Origin of the sequence: Afifella marina DSM 2698, assembly GCF_900102695.1 — a bacterium.
Lineage (GTDB): Bacteria > Pseudomonadota > Alphaproteobacteria > Rhizobiales > Afifellaceae > Afifella > Afifella marina.
Genome location: NZ_FMVW01000005.1, coordinates 250,712 through 270,392 on the forward strand (window position 1 = coordinate 250,712; position 19,681 = coordinate 270,392).

The window sequence follows — 19,681 nt, forward strand, 5'->3', positions numbered from 1 at the left end:
ATTTTTCTGCGACCACTGAGGAGTGCAGATGCGGACCGCAATCCCCGGACTGGCTGCGCGCGCTCTTGTCGGAGCGACGCTCGCTTTCGGTTTTTCCTTCGCCCCGATGCCCGCATCGGCCGCGAGCTTTTCTTCCTGCGTTCAGAGCCTGAAGCAGGCGGCGGTTGCCGCCGGCGTCAGCCCGCGGCTTGCCGCACGGGCGCTCGACGGGGCTCGCGTCGACGACGAGGTCTTGCGCAAATCGCGGGCGCAACCGGAATTCAAAACGCCGATCTGGGATTATCTCGGCTTCCTTGTCGACGAGGAGCGCATCGCCGACGGCAAGACGATGATGCGGCGCTACGATCGGGTGCTGCGCGCGGCGGAGGAACGCTACGGCGTCAACCGCTACGTCATTGCGGCGATCTGGGGCGTGGAGAGCAATTTCGGCCAGGATGCGGGCGACGATTTCCTGCCGCATGCGCTCGCCAATGTCGCCTGCCACGGCAGCCGGACGAAGTTCTTCCGCGGCGAGCTCATCTCCGCTCTGAAGCTCGTGCAGCGCGGCGATCTCGACCTCGACGAGCTCTACGGGTCCTGGGCGGGCGCCTTCGGGCAGACGCAGTTCATCCCTTCGACCTATGAGCGGCTCGCCGTCGATTTCGACGGCGACGGACGGCGCGATCTCGTGAAGTCCGTGCCCGATGCCCTGGGCTCGACGGCGAATTACCTGCGCCGTGCCGGCTGGCGGCCGGGCGAGGCCTATATGATCGAGGTAAAGGTGCCCGCGAGCTATAAAGGACCGACGGGCCGAAGCCGCAAGGCGTCCCTGTCGACCTGGGCGAAGCGCGGCGTGATACGAGCGGACGGCGCGCATCTTTCGGGCGGCAGCCAGGCGGGTCTGCTGCTGCCGTCGGGGCCGCGCGGGCCGGGCTTTCTCGTTTTCCGCAACTTCGATGCGATCTATTCCTACAACCAGGCGGAATCCTACGCGCTCGCCATCTCCCATCTCGCCGATCGCATGGCCGGCTATCCGGGGCTGCGCACGGCCTGGCCGACGGACGACCCGCCCCTGTCGCGTGCCGAGCGCTTCGAGTTGCAGCGGCTTCTTCTCGCGCAGGGCTATGATGTCGGCGAGGTCGACGGGAAGGTCGGGCCGATGACGCGCGATGCGATCAAGAAGGCGGAGCAGCGTTTCGGCATGGAGCCGACCGGACGGCCGGGCGGCAAGATCTACCGCAAGCTCGGAGGGCGCTGAGGGCGTTTCGCGCTCTCCGGCGGCGTTGGGCGCGTTTCACGCGCTCGGGTGGTGTTGGGCGCGTTTCACGCGCTCTGGCGGGCGCTGAGGGCGTTTCTCGCCCTCGGGCATAAGCGTCTTTCCCCGATGCGGTCGGGCGGTTACCGCAGGGTGACCTCCGGAATTGTCACTGCGCCTCTTCGATGCTAGGCGGATAGCCGGGCCAAGGGGAGAGGCCATGTTTTCCATCCGCAGTGTTCTGGCGCTGTCGCTTGCGGGCCTGCAATTCGTTGCGGTCGTCGCCGTCCTCTTCCTTTCCTACGTCACCTCCGAGAGGGTGCTGCTGCAGCATGCGCGCGATCTCATGGGAGATGTCGCGCGCAGCACCATCAACCACACGGTCGCCTTTCTCGCGCCTGCCGAGGCGGCCGCCGACCTGTCGCAGCGCCTGGCGCGCCAGGAGGTCGTCAGCAGCGAAAACGAAGGCGCCATGGAGCGCTATTTTTTCGAGCAGCTGCGATCCCACAGCCAGTTCGCCGGCATCTTCTACGGCAACACCAACGGCGATTTCGTCTTTGTGAACCGCGACGCGAGCGTCGCGGGCGCGCCGTTTCGCATCAAGACCATCGCCAACCGGCCGCAGCGCCGCGACGTGGAGCTCTATTGGCGCGACGGGGATTATACCGTCGCCGCCCATCGCAGCGATCCGGGCGACGGATACGATCCACGCACCCGGCCCTGGTACGGCCGGGCGGTGGAGGCCGGCGGCGTCACCTGGACCGATCCCTATATCTTCTTTTCCTCGCAGGAGCCCGGCATCACCGTGGCGACGCCGGTGACGGGCACGGGCGGCGAGCTGCGGGGCGTCGTCGGCATCGATATCGAGATTTCGGCCCTGTCGACCTTTCTCGCCGATCTTCAGATCGGCCAGCATGGCAGCGCCTTCATTCTCAGCGACAGCGGCGACGTGATCGCCCATCCGGAGCCTGCGAAGATCAAGACGCGCGGCACCTCGGGCGACATTTTGCGCTTCACCCGCATCGACGAGCTCGACGATCCGCTGGCGAAGGCGGCGGCGGCCTCGTTCAACACCGCGCAGGCGGGAAGAGACGGCCTGAAGGAACGCGCGGCGAGCTTCACTTTCGGCAGGGAGACCTATCACGCCGTCGCATCGTCACTGCCCGGGACGCGCTGGCCGTGGACGGTGATCACCTATGTGCCGGAGAACGACTTCCTCGGCGCGATCAAGGACAATCGCCGCAACGGCGTCCTGCTTGCGGCGCTGGTTGCCGCGGTGACGGCGATGATCGGTCTTGCCATCGCCCGCTCCATCACGCGGCCCGTCGGCGCGCTGGCGGGGCAGGCCGACCGGATCAGCGGCGGTGACATTTCGCCGATGCCGCCGTTGCGCACGCATTACCGCGAGCTGCAGCGGACGGGTTTCGCCTTCGGGCGCATGACGGAATGGCTGAACCGGCGCAATGCGGAAAACCAGGCTTTGACCGACGAGCTGCGTGCGGCCTCACGCGAGCTCGAGGCGCGGGTCGAGGAACGCACGCGGGAGCTCAATCACGCCAATGCGCAGTTGCGCGAGGAGGCAGAGCTGAGGGCTCAGCAGGCGGACAAGCTCGAACGTGCAAACCGGCAGGCGGAGCTTTTGACGCGGGAGCTCAACCACCGGGTCAAGAACGTCTTCGCCGTCGTCTCCGCCGTTCTGTCGCTCGGGGCCCGCTCGGCGCGTTCGGTGGAGGATCTCGCGAGCACGACGCGCCGGCGCATCGATGCGCTCTCGAAAGCGCATTCGGCGACCCAGGGGCATCCCGGCCGCGCCGGCAGCATCGCCGATCTCACGCGCCTCGCCGAGCTGGTGCTGGCGCCTTATGCGGGCGACGGCGAGGCCCGCATCGACGTCTCGGGGGTCAGGGTGCGGTTGGGCGGCGAAGTCGCTACTGCGCTCGGCCTCATCCTCCACGAACTCGCCACCAATGCCGCGAAATACGGCGCGCTCAGGGCGGAGGCCGGGCGCGTCGAGCTGAGTTGGACGCTCGACGAGGAGGGGCCGAGGGTGCTGCACCTCGTCTGGCGGGAAACCGGCGGGCCGGTGCCGCAGAAGCCGGCGGACGACAAGCGCGGCTTCGGCACGAAGATGGTGGAACAGATCATCGCCCAGTATCATGCGACCTATCACATCGACTGGCGCAACGAGGGTGTGGTGGTGACGCTCAACATGGTCCTTCCCGCCGACGAGCCGGCAGATGACGTTGCGTGAGCCTGCATGGCTTGCGCCGCGGCCGGTGAGCGGCTAGCTGACAGACCTCATCACGACGGATCTTCAAATGACGCACAAGCTCCTGCTTCTCGCCGGTGACGGCATCGGCCCGGAAATCATGGCCGAGGTGAAGGCTCTCATCGATTGGATGAACGCCGAAGGCATCGGCTCTTTCGAATGCGAGGACGGCCTGGTGGGCGGTGCAGCCTACGACGCCGAAGGTGTGGCGGTCAGCGACGCCACCATGGACAAGGCGCTCGCCAGCGACGCGGTTCTCTTCGGCGCCGTCGGCGGGCCGAAATGGGACGGGGTTCCCTATGAGGTGCGCCCGGAAGCGGGGCTTCTGCGCCTGCGCAAGGATCTCGGCCTCTTCGCCAATCTGCGCCCGGCCATCTGCTATCCGGCGCTCGCCGATGCCTCGTCGCTGAAGCGCGACGTGGTGGAAGGCCTCGACGTTCTCATCGTGCGCGAGCTCACGGGCGGCGTTTATTTCGGCGAGCCGAAGGAGATCAAGGATCTCGGCAACGGCCAGAAGCGGGCGATCGATACGCAGATCTACGACACCTACGAGATCGAGCGCATCGTGCGCGTCGCCTGCGATCTCGCCCGCACGCGGCAGAAGCGCGTCACCTCGATGGAAAAGCGCAATGTCATGAAGTCCGGCCTGTTGTGGAACGAGGTCGCGACCCGGATCGCCGGCGAATATCCCGACATCACGCTCGATCACGTGCTCGCCGATGCCGGCGGCATGCAGCTCGTGCGCTGGCCGAAGCAGTTCGACGTCATCGTCACCGACAATCTCTTCGGCGACATGCTGTCGGACGTCGCCGCCATGCTGACCGGCTCGCTCGGCATGCTGCCGTCGGCTTCGCTCGGCGCGCCCGATCAGGCGACCGGGCGCCGCAAGGCCATGTACGAGCCGGTGCATGGCTCCGCCCCGGACATCGCCGGCACCGAGGTCGCCAATCCGATCGCGATGTTCGCATCCTTCGGCATGGCGCTCAGATATTCCTTCGGCATGATCAGCGAGGCCGACAAGCTCGATCAGGCGATCGCCGACGTGCTCGACGAAGGCTTGAGGACGCGCGATATCCTGCCGCGTGGCGGCGGCAACGGCCTCACCGAGGTCGGCACCAAGGGCATGGGCCAGGCGATCCGCGAACGCTTCCTGAAGCTGATGCACGGCGCCTGAGGGGCGTCCTTCGCCAGATGTCTTTTTGAGTTACCCTTGAGTTAACTGCAATCGGACGGGGAAATTGCATAAAATTTTCCCCTCCGACAATGTGAGGTTGCGCGCTTCAGGGGGGATTCGATGGCGGGTGAAGACAGACGTCGTTGCGGGGGGGCTTGCCCGCGAGGTTGCGTGGCATGAGCAGCGCCAATGCTTCGCCACGCACATCATCCGCCGATATGGCCGCCCCTCAAAGCATGCAGGTGTTTTCCGAGAGAAATGCTTGTTCTGCCGTGGAGGTGGTGGGCGACGTCCGCCAGACGGTGACGGCGGAGTTCCGCCGCGACTGGCGGAAATTGGCCGCCGAGGCCGGGACGCCCAACGCCTTTGCGGAGCCTTTTTTCGTCGAAGCGGCGCTTCAGCGCCTGGTGCGGCCGGGGAAGGTCAAGCTCGTCGCGTTTGCCGACGATCATGGGCTCATCGGTCTTCTGCCCCTGACCGTTTCTGCGCCGATCCCGGGCATCGGCCGTGTGGCCAATCGCTTTATGCACATTCACGATTTCGACGGCACGCCATTGGTGCGCCGCGGCAGCGAAGCTCTCTTCCGGACGAAGCTCGGCGCCTGGCTGAAGCATGAAGGGATCGCCTTCCTGCGTCTGCGCGACGTGGAGGAGACAAGCCCCGTCATCGACGGGCTTCTCAACGAAGAGGATCAGACGCTTCAGGCCGCTGTGGTCGCCCGGCTGGTGCGCGCCTCTCTCCATCTCGGCTCCGGTGGGCTGGAGGCGATGCAATCGGGCAAGAAACGGCGCGGTATGCAGCGGCGCAAACGCCGGCTTCAGGAACTCGGAGAGCTTTCCTTCGTCGATCTGAGTGCGCAGCCGCCTTCCGCCTGGGCGGACGATTTCCTGACGCTCGAAGCGAGTGGCTGGAAGGGAGAGATGGGAACGGCGATCGCCTGCCGGCCGCAGGAGCGCGCCTTCTTCGAAAAGATGGTGGAGGCGGGAAGCGCCAGCGGGAATCTGATCGTCCACGCTTTGGAGCTCGACGGGCGGCGCATTTCGATGACGCTTTATCTGCGCGCCGGCGATGGCGCCTGGGGCTTCAAGAAAGCCTATGCCAGCGATCTTGCGCGCTGTTCTCCCGGCTTCGTCCTGGAGGCCGAGAGCGCCGCAGCCCTCCAGGCGCAGGGCGAACTTGCTTTTGTCGACACCTGCAGCATCGATGCCGCGACACTCGTTCCGGGTCTGTGGCCGCAAGAGCGGGCGATGGCCGACATCGTCGTTGCCGTCGGCTCCGCACGCAAATGGCTGAAGAGCGCGGTGTGGCTCGAGGAAACGTATCGGGCGAGGCGGCGCGATCTGCGCAGCCTTTATGTCCGGCTGAAACGCCTGCCCGCGCAGGCGCGCCGGGACCGCCCGGCCGCGACACACAATTGACATTGTGCGCACCTGCGATAAAACCTCCGCCACCATGATGAGCACAGCCAAGACGAAGACGACCGGCTAATCGCTCCGCCCCGATCTCTCCCCGGGGCGGGGGAGAGATGCTTTGTTTTCGGGGAGAGAGGAGCTAGACATGGGTTACAGGATCGCTGTCGTAGGTGCGACCGGCAATGTCGGGCGGGAAATGCTCGACATTCTCGATGAACGCGGTTTCCCCGCCGACGAAGTCGTGGCGCTCGCCTCCCGGCGCAGCCAGGGCACGGAAGTTTCCTTCGGCGACAAGACGCTGAAGGTGCAGGCACTCGAACATTTCGATTTCGCCAATGCCGATATCGCGCTGATGTCGGCGGGTGGCTCGGTGTCTCTGGAATGGGCACCGAAAATCGCCGCCAAGGGCTGCGTCGTCATCGACAATTCCTCGGCCTGGCGCACCGATCCGGACGTGCCGCTGATCGTGCCGGAAGTGAATGCCGACGCGGTTGCCGGCTTCGCCAAGAAGAACATCATCGCCAATCCGAACTGCTCCACCATCCAGCTCGTCGTGGCGCTGAAGCCGTTGCATGAGCGCGCCAAGATCAAGCGCGTGGTCGTTGCGACCTATCAGTCGGTTTCCGGCGCCGGCAAGGACGCGATGGACGAGCTCTTCAACCAGACGCGCGCCGTCTTCGTCGCCGACCCGATCGAGACGAAGAAGTTCCCGAAGCGCATCGCCTTCAACTGCATTCCCCATATCGACGTCTTCATGGAAGACGGCACGACCAAGGAGGAATGGAAGATGGTGGCGGAGACGAAGAAGATCCTCGATCCGAAGATCAAGCTTTCGGCCACCTGCGTGCGCGTGCCGGTTTTCGTCAGCCATTCCGAAGCCGTCAATATCGAGTTCGAGGAAGAGCTTTCCGCCGAAGAGGCGCGCAACATCCTGCGCGAAGCGCCGGGCTGTCTCGTCATCGATAAGCACGAGCCGGGCGGCTACATGACGCCTTATGAGTGCGCCGGCGAGGACGCCACCTATATCTCCCGCATCCGCGAGGATCCGACGGTCGATTCCGGTCTTTCCATGTGGGTCGTGGCCGACAATCTGCGCAAGGGTGCGGCTCTCAACACCGTGCAGATCGCCGAACTTCTGGTGAACCGCAAGCTCCTGGAGAACCGCAAGGCCGCCTGATGGCGGGCGCGACGGGGAGAGGGGCGAGCGGCGGTGACAAAGCGGACCGGCCGCGTCTCCTGGTGACGGGCTTCGGCCCGTTCCCGGGCGTTGCGACCAATCCGAGCGCCTGGCTGGTGGAGCGGCTCGCCGACAAGGCGGGCGGGCCTCGCCTCGATGCCGATTTGCGCACCGCCATTCTCGCGACCGACTGGCAGGAGGGGCCGAACACACTCGACCTCCTCTGGCAGACGCACCATCCGGATGTCGTCGTGCATTTCGGTGTGGCGGCCGGGGCGCGCGGCTTTCGGCTCGAACGTGTCGCCCGCAATGCGAGGCTGGCGCGTCCCGACGTGCGGGGCGCTCTGCCGCCATCGGCGGAGCTGGAAGAGGCGGGGCCACCCTCCTGGCGCGGCTCGCTGCCGTTGCGGCGCATCCATGCGGCGCTGTCAGGCGCCGGCATTCCGGCCGATTTTTCCGACGATGCCGGCGATTATCTCTGCAATGCCATCTTCTATCGCTCCGGCCGCTATGCGGCCGAGGCCGGCCGCCTCGTCATGGCGGGGTTCATCCATCTGCCGTTCTGCGATTCCGCACCGGATGCCGCCGTTCCTGACGGTGTTCCTGCCGCGGTTCCTGACGGTGTTCCAGACGATGGCGTGGCGGGGCCGACCTGCCTTGCCGACGAGGTGATGCTGGCCGGCGCGCGTCTCGTTCTTGAGACCGCCATCGCAGCGTGGCGGGAGCGCGCCGGCTCGAGCTTCGATCGCGACTAGCGCCGCTGCCAGTTCTGCGTCTTGCAGAAGATGCCGAGCGCACAGCCCTTGAGTTTCAGGCTGTTCGCGGAGGTGAGGGTGGCGGAGCCGGAATAGGTCTTGTCGTCTTCCGGATTGACGACCGTTCCCTTGTACTTGCCGTCCGAGCCCTTCATGCGGCCGATCTCTTTGCCCTTGTTGGGGCCGCTCGTCACCTTCATGCAAAAGGCGTCGCCGCAGGAGCTGATGCGCACCGTGTTGCCAGTGGCGGCGACCCAATTGCCTTCCAGAGGGTCGGCTGCGGCAAGGGCCGGCCACGCGACAAGGGCCGCGATGAGCGCGATGGTTTTGATCTTCATGACGTCTCCTCCCAAGTTTTTTGTCACTATGGGGAGGAGTTGAGACAAAGAAAACCGCGATTTTCGCGGGCCGCCCGGCTGCCGTTGCGGAAGTTTTCGCAGTTATGAACAGGTTTTACGCCAGGCTTATTGGGCCTTTCGCTTCGGCGATGCGCCGCAACGCGATGCGGCCGAGATTTGGCCGGAGCATCACGTCCTGTCCTTCCGCAAACGCAAGCTCATCGCGGCCGAGCTGTTTGGTGACGGCGAAGAGGTCGGCCGTGCCGGCCGCCGCGAAGGCGAGCGCTTCTTCAGAGGAGGCGCCGAGGATCTTGCGGCCGAGATAAAGCGCTGAAAAAAGATCGCCCGCACCCTTCGCCGGATTTTCCACGACGGGGTGTTCGGCGAGGATCGTCTCGTTCGGCTTGACGAGCACGGCCGCCATGCGCCCGCGCATCAGGGCCGGCGCCGAGGTGACGATGACTTCGGCCGGGCCGAGACGGCGTGCGTCGGCGACGAGCGCGGTCGGGTCGGGCTCGGGCTTCGTCCCCGTCAGCCAGCCGAATTCGAAGACGTTCGGGGTGGCGATGTCGGCGAGCGGCAGGAGATGGTCGCGGATCGCCTCCGCCACCGGCTCCGGCACATAGAGGCGGTCGGAATCGCCCATCACCGGATCGCAGAGATAAACGAGACCCGGAAAGCGCTCTTTCAAGCCGGCGATGAAGTGGGCCGTCTCTTTCACATGTTCGGCGCGGCCGAAATAGCCGGTGGCGACGGCGAGCGGCGGGCGCTCGGAAAAGCGTGTGGCGACGCCGGCGAGAAGGGCTGCGAAATCGGCGGCGCTCGCCAGGATCGGGCGGCCGAGGCCGAAGCCCGGATGATGCGGCAGAAGTACGGTCGGGATATCGACCGTCTCCATGCCGAGCCGCTCCAACGTGAAACCCATGATGCGGTTGCCGACGGCGCCGGCGGCGACATGGCTGGAAATCAGAATAATCCGGCCGGAGGAAGCCATTGCATTCCTTCAAGATGAGGCAGGGAGAATCAGGGCCATCTGAACCAAGGCGGCCCAGAAGAGCAAGAAGCCCGCCGCAATGCGACGGGCTTCTAGAGATCAAACGGGGCTTTTTGGGGTTGAGGCGAGCGCCTCACGTCAGCGCGTGCGAACACCGCGGCGACGCTGGCTTGCAATCCGATCGGCGCGGCGGCGGACCAATTCCGCATTCGGATCAGCAGACAGCGGCATTGCGAGAGCGCTTTCGACCTCAAAACGCGTCAGGCCGATATCCTGCAGCATCTGGTCGTCGAGGGTGGCAAGCCGATAGGCGGCACGGCGTCCCTTGATGGCACGCGCAAGACGCAGGAGCGTGTTTGCGAGCGGCTGCAGGAAGGCGCCGGCGCGGGCGGCGAGATCGCCTGATGCGGCGGGTCGGACCGCCGGATTGTGAGAAAGATTGTTGAGCATTGCTGCCTCCAAACGGAAAATCGGGTCTTCCGAAACCCGGTTCAGGGAATGGCGGCGGGACACCGTGTCGTACCGTCCATGACCCTCATTTCGTCTTTCCCTATTGATCAATCAAACGAAAAGGTTTTACATTTCGGTTCAGTTTCATTGAATCATGAGGCGCGTCATGCAGCCGATCCTGGATGCCGATCTTCTGCGTACATTTGTCGCGATTGCCGATACCGGAAGTTTCTCCGTCGCCGCCGAACGGGCGGGGCGTACGCCCTCGGCCGTCTCCATGCAGGTGAAGAAGCTCGAAGACCTCGTCGGACGGCGGCTCTTCGACCGCGATTCACGGCGCGTCGCCTTGACCGCTTTCGGGGAATCGATGCTGCCGGATGCGCGCCGCATCCTGCAGATGCATGCCGAGCTCTGGGGTCGGCTGAAGCAACCCGACCTCGAAGGCTCAATCACCGTCGGTACGCCGGACGAATATGCGAGCGCCTTCCTGCCGCGGGTTTTGAGGAGTTTCGCCCGCACGCATCCGCGCGTGCAGGTCAACGTCATCTGCGACATCTCGGCGAAGGTGCGCGTCTATCTGGAACGCGGCGACATCGACAGCGGGCTCGTCACCAATGCGGACATTTCGGACGCGCAGTTCCTCCGCCGGCAGGTGCATGAGGAACAGCTCGTCTGGCTCGGGGCGCGCGGAGGCACGGCCTATCGGCGCGAGCCTCTGCCGGTCGCCGTCGCCAATCCCGATTGCTGCTGGCGCAAGCGCTCCGTGGCGGCCTTGAACAAAGCGGGCTTCCGGCACCGCGTCGCCTATCAGAGCGCATCGGCCGCCGGTCAGATCGCAGCCGTTGCCGGCGATCTTGCCATCGCGCCGCTGCCGGCGTCGCTGGCGCGCGGCGATCTCGTGCTTCTCGGTGCCGATACGGGGCTGCCGGATCTCGGCACCTATGCGATCTCCTTCATCGCGCGCGACGAGAATGATCCGCTCGTCATGGCGCTGTCGGACCATGTGGCGGAGAGTTTCGCCCCGGCGAGCGTCCCCGCCACCGGCATGAGCCTCGGCAAGGCGGCGTAGGATTTCACCGCCTTGCGCTGAGGAAAAGGTCAGGGAGCCCGCGAGGTGCTCGGAAGAGGTTTAGGAACCTGCAGGCGCTGCCGCCGAAGGGGCATCACGGGTCGTTTGGGCGGTGCCGTCGAGAGCCGCCTTGATCAGCTGCGTGCCGTCGTCCGAATTCCATTCCGCCGGGCCGTTCATATGGCCGACGAGGCAGCCATTGCCGTCGACGAGCGCCGTCACCGGCAGGCCGACGGCGAGCCCCATCGCCTTCATCTTGTTGAAGATGTCCATGGATTTGTCGGTGAGGAGCGGCAGATGCTCGACGCCGATCTCGTCGAGGAACTGGCGCGGCCGCTCCGGCCCGGAGGTGTCGATGTTGATCGGCACGACGGAAAAGTCGTCGCTGCCGAGATCGCCTTCGAGCGCATCGAGCGCCGGCATTTCTTCACGGCAGGGGGCGCACCAGGTGGCCCAGAGATTGACGAGCTTCAAACGGCCGGAGAGATCGGCGAGGCTCTGCTCGCTTCCGTCCGCGCCGGTAAAGGTGAGGGCGCTCAGATCCTGCGGTCTGCTGGCCGGGATGAAGGCCGCCACTTCGCCGCCGATCACCGGGTCGAGGCGTGCACCTGCCTCAACGGCCGCCTGGCAATTGGCGCCCAGTTCGCCGGCCGCATCATTGCCATTGCCGGGAATCCCGTATAGGGCGAGTCCAAAGCCGAGGACGATCACTGCGAACGTACCGAAGGCCAGATAAGTGCGTTTCACTGTAATCTGCTCCGAATCTTCATCTTCAAAAGACTGCGATCAACTGATGTCCAACCGCATGTGGGGCGGCCGCTTTTCCGAAAGCCCGGACGCCATCATGGAAGAGATCAACGCTTCCATCGATTTCGACCGGGCTCTTGCGAGCCAGGATATCGCCGGCTCCAAAGCCCATGCCGAGATGCTGGCGAAAGCCGGCATTATTTCGACGGAGGATGCCCGCAAGATCATCGACGGTCTCGACCAGATCGCGGCCGAGATCGAGGAAGGCCGCTTTACCTTCTCGCGGAACCTGGAAGACATTCATATGAATGTCGAGGCACGTCTCGCGGAATTGATCGGCGATGCGGCGGGGCGTCTGCATACGGCGCGCTCGCGCAACGATCAGGTGGCGACCGATTTCCGGCTGTGGGTGCGTGACGCGCTCGACGATCTCGATCGCCAGATCCTCGCCTTGATGAAGGCGCTCGTGACGAAGGCGGCAAAGCATGCCGGCACCGTGATGCCGGGCTTCACGCATCTGCAAAGCGCGCAGCCGGTGACCTTCGGCCATCACATGCTCGCCTATGTGGAGATGTTCGCACGCGACAGGAGCCGCTTCCGCGATTGCCGCGCCCGCCTCAACGAATGTCCGCTCGGCGCTGCAGCCCTTGCCGGCACCGCCTTTCCGATCGATCGGAAGATGACAGCAGCCGCGCTCGGTTTCGACCGGCCCGCCGCCAATTCGCTCGACGCCGTCTCCGATCGCGATTTCGCCATGGAGGCGCTCTCGGACGCCTCGATCTGTGCGATCCATCTGTCGCGCTTTGCCGAAGAGATCGTCATCTGGTCGTCGGCGCAGTTCCGCTTCGTCAAGCTCTCCGACAAGTTCACCACCGGCTCCTCGATCATGCCGCAGAAGCGCAATCCGGATGCGGCGGAGCTGGTGCGGGCCAAGGCCGGGCGCATCATCGGGGCGATGAATGCGCTGATGGTGGTGATGAAGGGTCTGCCGCTCGCCTATTCCAAGGACATGCAGGAAGACAAAGAGCAGGTTTTTGACGCCCTGCCGTCGCTGTCCCTGTCGCTTGCGGCGATGGCCGGCATGGTCGCCGATCTGCAGCCGAACGAAGCGCGTTTGCGCGAGGCCGCAGGCATCGGTTTTTCGACGGCGACCGATCTCGCCGATTGGCTGGTGCGCGAGGCGGGGCTGCCGTTCCGCGAGGCGCATCACATCACCGGCCGGATCGTGGCCGAGGCCGAAGCGCTCGACGTCGATCTCGGCGAGATGCCGATCGAGGCGCTGCGCAAGGTCTATCCGAAGCTCGATGCGAGCGTGTTCGACGTCTTGTCCGTCGATGCCTCGGTCGCGAGCCGCGTGAGCGAAGGCGGCACCGCCCCCGACAATGTGCGCCAGCGCGCCAGCGAATGGCAGGCTCGGCTCGCCGAGGAGGAGGCTCTTGCAAAAGCCACTGCGCTTTCGCCCGAGGGCTCGTTATAGTCCGCGAAAGGAAGAGGTTCGCGATGGCCTGGCTGCGCTTAGCTGTGGTTTTGATGATGACGGCAACGGTGGTTGCCGGCTGCGGGCGCCGCGGTGCGCTGCAGCCGCCTCCCGGTGCGCCCGAAGCGGTGACACCGCGCGGCGACATCGGCAATCCGGGCTCCACCGATCGCAATTTCGATGATCTGACCAGGCTCGACGAGCCGGCGGCGAACGACAAGGATGGCGACATCGCCACGCGTCGTGCCGAGGAAGCGGAGAAGGCCCATGGCGGGCGCCGCTTCATCCTCGATCCGCTGATCTAAGTCCGCTGATCTAGGCAGGGCGCCAGGGAAGGGCGAAGCTTTGCATCATTTTTCCTATCGCGGCGGCGTGCTTCACGCCGAAGACGTGCCGATCCCGGAAATCGCCGCGGCAGTCGGCACGCCGTTCTATTGCTATTCGACGGCGACCCTGACCCGGCATTATCAGGTCTTCGAGGAAGCCTTCGCAGACCTGCCGCACCGCGTCTGTTACGCCTTGAAGGCGAATTCCAATCAGGCGGTGATCGCCACGCTGGCGCGCCTCGGCGCCGGGGCCGATGTGGTTTCGGAAGGTGAGTTGCGGCGGGCGCTGGCGGCCGGGATTCCGGCGGAGAAGATCATGTTCTCCGGCGTCGGCAAGACGGCCCATGAGCTGCGTTTCGCGCTTCAGGCCGGCATCCATTGCTTCAATGTGGAATCGGAGCCGGAGCTCGCCCTTCTCTCCCGGCTTGCCGTCGAAGCCGGGCAGGTGGCGCCGGTGAGCCTGCGCATCAATCCCGACGTCGATGCCGGCACGCACGACAAGATCGCGACCGGGCGCAAGGAAAACAAGTTCGGCATTCCGGCGGACCGGGCGCGTGCTGTCTACGCGGAAGCTGCCAAAATGCCGGGGCTCAAGGTCATCGGCATCGATATGCATATCGGTAGCCAGATCACCGAGCTTCAGCCTTTCGACGCGGCCTTCCGCCGGCTCGCGGAACTCGTCGTGGTGCTGCGCGAAGACGGTCACGAGATCGAGCATGTCGATCTCGGCGGCGGGCTCGGCATTCCCTATGACGAGGACAAGGCGGCGCCGCCGCTGCCGTCGAACTATGCCGAGATCGTGCGCCGCCACATGAATGCGCTCGGCGCCACCGTGATCTTCGAGCCCGGGCGCCTCATTGCCGGCAATGCCGGGCTTTTGGTGAGCGAAGTCATCTATGTGAAGGCGGGCGAGGGGAAGAATTTCGTCATCGTCGATGCAGCGATGAACGATCTCATTCGCCCGACCCTCTACGAGGCCTATCATCGGATTGCGCCGGCGCAAGAAAGCGATGCGGAGACGATCGTCTGCGACGTCGTCGGCCCGGTCTGCGAGACCGGCGATTTCCTCGGCAAGAATGTGCGCATGCCGCGGCCGGAAGCGGGCGATCTCCTCGCCGTCTTCTCCGCCGGCGCCTATGGCGCGGTGCAGGCCGGCACTTACAATACGCGCCGTCTGGTGCCGGAAGTGCTGGTGCATGGACATGACTACGCGCTGGTGCGGGCGCGGCACAGCTACGAGGAGCTGATCGGTCTCGACCGCGTGCCGTCCTGGCTCATGCCGGACGACGCCTGAGCGAGATCACGAAGACGTCAAATCTCGCGCAAGGCCTTGATGTGGCCATGCTTCGCCCTTGTCCTTTCCGCTCATTCGTTGTCCGCTATACTTGTGACGATCGGACGCAACCCGTCCTTGCGACGCGGTCTCTGACCCTGGTCGGATGCGTGGCGGCCGAGGTTGCCGTCGGGGCCGGCAAAATGGCGAGGCCGGCAAGATAAGGAACTGGCCGTGAGCGATGCGCCGAAGACGATTCCAGGCAGAGATACTGGGCCAGGCGACGATTTCACTGGCGAGGAGATGAGCGCCGGCGAGAAGACGCCTGACGAGGCGCGGGCGCAGTTCGCCGAACAGCGGCTTTCCCGCCTCACGCGCCGCGCCCGGCTCGCGCTCTTCTGGGAGGCGGCCTGGCCGCGGCTCGTTCCGCTTCTGTCGATCGTCGCCCTGTTCTTCGCGCTCTCGTGGCTCGGCGTCTGGGGCTTCGTCGGCGATTGGGTGCGCGGCGGCATTCTCCTTGGCTTGGGCATTGCCGCGATTGCAGCATTCGTCTGGATCTTGCGGACGCCCTGGCCGAGCCAGGCCGCCGCCTTGAAGCGGGTGGAGCGGAATTCGCCCGTCTCCCATCGGCCGGCGAGCGGCTTGCGGGATACGCTCTCCACCGTTTCCGAAGGGCCGGCGGCGGAGGCTCTGTGGGCCGCGCATCGCCGGCGATTGATGGCGTCCCTGGCTGCGATGCGCGCCGGGCCGCCGCGCCCCGACATGGTGCGGCGCGATCCGAACGCCTTGCGCTTCGTGGTCCCCGTCTTGCTCTTCGTGGCGTTCTTTGTCGGCTGGGGCGAGCATGGGCCGCGGCTTGCCGATGCCTTCCGGCCCGTCTCGACGCATCTTTCGACCGGGGTGCCGGCCCGCATCGACGCCTGGGTCGATCCGCCGACCTATACGGGCGCTGCCCCCGTCTATCTGTCGCGCCGTGGTGAAAGACAGGGCGAGAGGCCGGGCGAGAACGCCGGGGAGGTGACGGAGGTGCGGGTGCCGCAGGGAAGCCGCCTCACCGTGCGCGTCGCTTCGAGCGAACCGGCCGTCGTCACGCTCGACGGACCCGGCGGCCCGACGGCGCTTGCGGCCGACGAGGACGCCGGGGCTTCCACACCCGGCGCGCAGCCGCAAGCGGCGGCTCCGGGGGCGGGCGCAAACAAGACAGGCTCGCGTGACGAACAGGCGATCCGCAGTTACACGACGACGCTTGAAAGCGACGGCTCCGTCTCGGTCGAGGCCGGGCGGGCCAGCGAACATTACGCCTTCCGCATCATTCCAGACCGGCCGCCGACGATCCGGCGCGGCGAGGTCACCGTCAATCGGTCCGGCTCCTTCACCATGGCGTTCACGGTGGAGGATGATTACGGCGTGAGCGACGGTAACGTCACGTTCCGGCCGCAGACGCCGCCTGAGACGGGTGCGCATCCTCTGGTCGAGCCGCCGTCGATCGCAATCCGCACGGGGCGCGGGCGCAAGGAAGACAACAGTGCCAAGGCATCGGGGCGCCTGGAAGAGCATCCTTATGCCGGCATGCCGGTTGTCGCCGACGCCGTGGTGCGCGACGCCGCGGGCCAGGAAGGACGGCCGGCCGATGATGGTGCCATGACGCTGCCGGCGCGGCCGTTCCGCAACCCGATCGCCAAGGCGCTGATCGAGCAAAGGCGCGAGCTTGCCCTCGATGCGCGCAGCAAGGACCGCGTCGTGCAGGTGCTCGACGCGATGACCATCCGGCCGGGCGATTTCGTCAAGGATTCCGGCATCTATCTCGGCCTCACAGTCGCTTATCAGCGGATGCGGGCGGCCGAGAGCGACGACGAGCTCCGCTCGATGCTCGATTATCTCTGGGAGATGGCGGTCCTCATCGAGGATGGAGAATTGTCGGAGGCGCAGGAGCGGCTTGCGGAGGCGCGCGAGGCGCTCGAACAGGCGCTCGCCGAGGGTGCCTCGGAGGAAGAGATTTCGCGGCTCACCGAAGAGCTGCGACAGGCGATGAACGACGTCATGCGCAGCATGGCCGAGCAGATGGCGCGCTCCGATCCGCAGAAATTGATGCCGATCGATCCGAACGCGCAGGTTCTGTCGCAGCAGGATCTCGAACGCATGCTCGACCGCATCGAAGATCTGGCGCGGCTCGGCGACAAGGAAGCGGCGCAGGAGCTTTTGAGCCAGCTCCAGGAGATGCTCGACAACATGCAGATGGCCCAGCGCATGCAGCAGCAGATGCAAAGCGGCGAAATGGGCCAGATGATGCAGCAGATGGAGGAACTCGGCCGGCTGATGCGCGAGCAGCAGCGGTTGATGGACGATACGTTCAGCCTCGATCAGGGGCAGCGGCCGGGGCAGAGATCCGGCGAAGGCGAGATGTCTCCCTCGGAGATGGCGGAGATGATGCGCCAGCTGCAACAGAACCAGGGCAATCTGCAGGAGCAGCTGCAGGCGCTCCTCGACAAGCTTCGCAAGCAGCAGGGCCAGGGCCAGCAACCTGGCGGCGAGCCGGGGCAGGGGGGCGAAGGCCAGATGGGCCAAGGCGAGCGCGCCCTCGACCGCGCCGGGCGGGCGATGGGCGAGGCGACTGGCTCACTCGGAGACGGCGAGCCCGGTCAGGCCATCGGCCCGCAGGGCGAGGCGCTGCAGGCGATGCGCGAAGGCATGCAGCAGATGATGAGCGAGATGATGGGCCAACAGGGCCAGGGCGGGCAGCAGCGGGTCGGCCGCGGCGGCAATCCGCAGGGTCAGACGGACCCGCTCGGTCGGCCGCAACGGGCGCAAGGGCCGCAGCTCGGCGAGGATGTGCGCATCCCCGACGAATTCGACGTGGAGCGCGCAAGACGCATCCTCAACGCCATCCGCGAACGCCTCGGCGAGCGCTTTCGGCCGAGCTATGAGCTCGATTACCTGGAGCGGTTGCTGCAGCGCGATTGAAGGCGCGGGTTCTTAGAGAACGACGTGACAGCCTGCCAGAGAGGGCGCGACTTGGAGCTCGCGCCCTAGACCGCGCGCCCCAGGCCGCGCAAATGAACGCGGAGCGCCGTGAAGCGAACCGGAAAAGCCGCGCGTCGTCGAGAATAAAGGAAGCTCGGCGGTTCTCGCCGTGGCAGATCAGGCGACCTGCTGCTTTTCAGCACCCGCGACGCTGACCGCGGTGCGGATTTCCTGAAGCGTGAAGGGCTTGGTGAGGACGTCGCGAATGACCTTCTGAAGATCATCGGCGCGTTCGCGCTGATCGGCGAAGCCGGTCATCAGGAGAATCGGGAGGCCCGGCCATTTGCGCGCGGCGCTGTGGGCGAGATCGATGCCATCCATGAGCGGCATCTTCACGTCGCTCACGAGCAGATCGAATTCGCCATCGCTGGCGAGAAGTCGGTCCATGGCTTCCAGGCCATCACACGCCGTCTCGACGCTATGGCCATCCAGTTCCAGCGCGCGGCTGACGAAAGCTCGGACGGAATCATCGTCTTCCGTCAGGAGAATACGCATTACCCTTCCCCGCTAATTGGCTCCCTCCTCGTCGCTTTCGACCACGCCGACAAAAGGGAGTTCGCGATGGGCATGGCCTGCATCCATGCCGTAACCGACTACAAAATAGTCGGGACAGGTAAACCCAACGTAATCAGCTTCGATTTCTGCCTTCCGGCCTTCGGGTTTGTCGATCATGACCGCCACCTGGACGCGGCGAGCCCCGCGCGTCGCCATCAATTCGCGCGCAAAACGTACGGTGAGCCCGGAATCGAGCACGTCATCGATGATGAGGACGTCGCGTCCGGCGACGGGACAGCCGATGTCGCGCAGGATGCGCACTTCGCCGCTCGTCTTCAGGCGGGCGCCATAGGAGGAGAGCGAGATGAACTCGATCTCCATCGTCACGCCGCGGCGCGACATGGCGCGGGCGAGATCAGCGCCGAAGACGAAGCCGCCTTTCAAGACGATGATCGCCAGAAGACCTTCCGGATTCGTGGCGCAGATCGCCTCGGCGAGCTCGTTGATGCGGCGATCGATCTCTTCGGCGGAAAAGAGCGGCCGGATATGCGCCGTCGTGATCGGGGTCATGACCCGGCAACAGCGGTTTGGACGAACGGATCGGCGAAGCGAAGTTCGATCCTCGCGGCATTGGCCGGGGTGTCGGTCAGGGTGTAGGCGAAGGACAGCCGCTCGCGCGGTGCGATTTCCGGGGCGGGGGCTTCCATGGCGCGGTTTGCCAGTTTCTCGCCTGAGGCGCTGTAGATCTCCATGGAGACCGGTTGCAACGGCTGCGGGCGGTGGTCAAGGCTGACGAGCCGGCCGGTGACGAGAAGGGCGTTTTGTCCCGCCATTTCTGCGCGATAGACATTGACCGCCTCGAAGGCGACGGGATCGGCGCTCACTTGAAGCCCGGCCAGGCCGTAGAGGCCGGCGAGATCGGGCGCCGCCTTGACGATTGCAGGTCGTGCAAGGACGAAGAGGACCAGAAAGGCGAGCGACAGGGCGCTGAGAACGGGAAGGGCCATGCCTTTCCATTCAGATTTTTGCACCGGCGTCTCGTCATCGACGAAGCGCGAACGGCCCGGTGCCGGCTGGGGCTCTTCTTCCCAGATCTTCGCGGTTCCGGCCGACGGCAGCGGGGAGGCCGCGATCGGTTTGACGGCGAAGGCCGGGAAGGCGGCCGGGAAGGCGGGAAGGAGGGCCCGATGCAGGTCGTTATTGGCCTTCCAAGTCTCGCCGCAATAGCCGCAGACGATGAGCTTCGTTGCGGCATCGAGCGATGCCGTCTGCAGGTGCTCGCGCGCGCCGCAGCCAGGGCATTCAAGTTCGAGTTCCCCGGCGGGTCGCTTGTCGCCCGCGTGGCATTCGGGCATGCAGGACTCCGTTTACCATGCCCACCGACTTGTTGCCGAACATCGTTAACGTCAGCTTAACGGGCGGCAAGGCAGATGGGCGAAGATGATGGTGTGCTTCGGCGGCCACAGCCGC

18 protein-coding genes are annotated in these 19,681 nt (G+C 65.5%); 11 read left to right on the forward strand and 7 right to left on the reverse strand.

Annotated elements, in window-relative coordinates; all coding sequences use genetic code 11:
• Positions 1 to 28: 28 nt before the first annotated feature.
• The 6 genes from BLP76_RS12505 (at position 29) to BLP76_RS12530 (ending at position 8,021) form a co-directional block, all read left to right on the forward strand.
• Positions 29 to 1,237, forward strand: a complete 1,209-nt coding sequence (locus BLP76_RS12505; RefSeq protein WP_171904402.1) for a lytic murein transglycosylase — start codon at positions 29 to 31, stop codon at positions 1,235 to 1,237.
• 217 nt (positions 1,238 to 1,454) lie between these two features.
• Positions 1,455 to 3,485 carry a sensor histidine kinase gene (locus BLP76_RS12510; protein ID WP_092813534.1) on the forward strand — a complete coding sequence of 677 codons (2,031 nt, stop codon included), beginning with the start codon at positions 1,455 to 1,457 and terminating at the stop codon, positions 3,483 to 3,485.
• Between the two features lie 67 nt (positions 3,486 to 3,552).
• Positions 3,553 to 4,677 carry a 3-isopropylmalate dehydrogenase gene (gene leuB / locus BLP76_RS12515; RefSeq protein ID WP_092813537.1) on the forward strand — a complete coding sequence of 375 codons (1,125 nt, stop codon included), beginning with the start codon at positions 3,553 to 3,555 and terminating at the stop codon, positions 4,675 to 4,677.
• Positions 4,678 to 4,853: 176 nt separating this feature from the next.
• Entirely contained in the window at positions 4,854 to 6,095 is a 1,242-nt protein-coding gene (locus tag BLP76_RS12520; protein ID WP_139163747.1) for a GNAT family N-acetyltransferase, read from the forward strand.
• A gap of 139 nt (positions 6,096 to 6,234) precedes the next feature.
• Positions 6,235 to 7,266, forward strand: a complete 1,032-nt coding sequence (locus BLP76_RS12525) for an aspartate-semialdehyde dehydrogenase (RefSeq protein WP_092813543.1) — start codon at positions 6,235 to 6,237, stop codon at positions 7,264 to 7,266.
• Positions 7,266 to 8,021, forward strand: coding sequence for a pyroglutamyl-peptidase I (locus BLP76_RS12530; RefSeq protein ID WP_092813546.1), 756 nt, complete (start codon positions 7,266 to 7,268; stop codon positions 8,019 to 8,021). The genes BLP76_RS12525 and BLP76_RS12530 overlap by 1 nt, the downstream gene beginning before the upstream one ends.
• On the opposite strand, the gene BLP76_RS12535 is transcribed toward BLP76_RS12530, so the two are convergent.
• The 3 genes from BLP76_RS12535 to BLP76_RS12545 all read right to left on the reverse strand — a co-directional run bounded on the left by BLP76_RS12535 (position 8,018) and on the right by BLP76_RS12545 (position 9,803).
• On the reverse strand, positions 8,018 to 8,359 hold the full coding sequence (locus tag BLP76_RS12535) for a DUF2147 domain-containing protein (protein ID WP_092813549.1): 342 nt from the start codon (positions 8,357 to 8,359) through the stop codon (positions 8,018 to 8,020). The two genes, BLP76_RS12530 and BLP76_RS12535, sit on opposite strands and share 4 nt — an antisense overlap.
• A 115-nt stretch (positions 8,360 to 8,474) precedes the next feature.
• Entirely contained in the window at positions 8,475 to 9,353 is an 879-nt protein-coding gene (locus tag BLP76_RS12540) for a PfkB family carbohydrate kinase (RefSeq protein WP_092813552.1), read from the reverse strand.
• A gap of 138 nt (positions 9,354 to 9,491) precedes the next feature.
• Positions 9,492 to 9,803 (reverse strand): YjiS-like domain-containing protein, encoded by a 312-nt coding sequence (locus tag BLP76_RS12545; RefSeq protein WP_092813555.1) that lies wholly within the window; start codon positions 9,801 to 9,803, stop codon positions 9,492 to 9,494.
• Positions 9,804 to 9,969: 166 nt separating this feature from the next.
• Between BLP76_RS12545 and BLP76_RS12550 the strand changes: the two genes are divergently transcribed.
• Positions 9,970 to 10,872, forward strand: a complete 903-nt coding sequence (locus tag BLP76_RS12550) for a LysR family transcriptional regulator (protein ID WP_170130471.1) — start codon at positions 9,970 to 9,972, stop codon at positions 10,870 to 10,872.
• A gap of 60 nt (positions 10,873 to 10,932) precedes the next feature.
• On the opposite strand, the gene tlpA is transcribed toward BLP76_RS12550, so the two are convergent.
• Positions 10,933 to 11,625 carry a thiol:disulfide interchange protein TlpA gene (gene tlpA / locus BLP76_RS12555; protein WP_092813561.1) on the reverse strand — a complete coding sequence of 231 codons (693 nt, stop codon included), beginning with the start codon at positions 11,623 to 11,625 and terminating at the stop codon, positions 10,933 to 10,935.
• 40 nt (positions 11,626 to 11,665) lie between these two features.
• On the opposite strand from tlpA, the gene argH reads away from it, so the two are divergent.
• The 4 genes from argH to BLP76_RS12575 all read left to right on the forward strand — a co-directional run bounded on the left by argH (position 11,666) and on the right by BLP76_RS12575 (position 17,656).
• Positions 11,666 to 13,096 carry an argininosuccinate lyase gene (gene argH, locus BLP76_RS12560; RefSeq protein WP_092813565.1) on the forward strand — a complete coding sequence of 477 codons (1,431 nt, stop codon included), beginning with the start codon at positions 11,666 to 11,668 and terminating at the stop codon, positions 13,094 to 13,096.
• Between the two features lie 23 nt (positions 13,097 to 13,119).
• On the forward strand, positions 13,120 to 13,401 hold the full coding sequence (gene lptM, locus BLP76_RS12565; RefSeq protein WP_092813568.1) for an LPS translocon maturation chaperone LptM: 282 nt from the start codon (positions 13,120 to 13,122) through the stop codon (positions 13,399 to 13,401).
• A gap of 40 nt (positions 13,402 to 13,441) precedes the next feature.
• Entirely contained in the window at positions 13,442 to 14,716 is a 1,275-nt protein-coding gene (gene lysA, locus BLP76_RS12570) for a diaminopimelate decarboxylase (protein ID WP_092813571.1), read from the forward strand.
• Positions 14,717 to 14,929: 213 nt separating this feature from the next.
• Entirely contained in the window at positions 14,930 to 17,656 is a 2,727-nt protein-coding gene (locus BLP76_RS12575; RefSeq protein WP_092813574.1) for a TIGR02302 family protein, read from the forward strand.
• Between the two features lie 177 nt (positions 17,657 to 17,833).
• Here BLP76_RS12575 and BLP76_RS12580 read toward each other — a convergent pair whose 3' ends face one another.
• Genes BLP76_RS12580 through BLP76_RS12590 form a run of 3 tightly spaced genes read right to left on the reverse strand, consistent with a single transcriptional unit; the run spans position 17,834 to position 19,566 of the window.
• Positions 17,834 to 18,211 carry a response regulator gene (locus BLP76_RS12580; RefSeq protein WP_092813577.1) on the reverse strand — a complete coding sequence of 126 codons (378 nt, stop codon included), beginning with the start codon at positions 18,209 to 18,211 and terminating at the stop codon, positions 17,834 to 17,836.
• A gap of 12 nt (positions 18,212 to 18,223) precedes the next feature.
• Entirely contained in the window at positions 18,224 to 18,781 is a 558-nt protein-coding gene (hpt, locus tag BLP76_RS12585; RefSeq protein WP_092813580.1) for a hypoxanthine phosphoribosyltransferase, read from the reverse strand.
• Positions 18,778 to 19,566 carry a hypothetical protein gene (locus BLP76_RS12590; RefSeq protein WP_092813582.1) on the reverse strand — a complete coding sequence of 263 codons (789 nt, stop codon included), beginning with the start codon at positions 19,564 to 19,566 and terminating at the stop codon, positions 18,778 to 18,780. Before BLP76_RS12590 ends, hpt begins: the two co-directional genes overlap by 4 nt.
• Positions 19,567 to 19,681 lie beyond the last annotated feature (115 nt).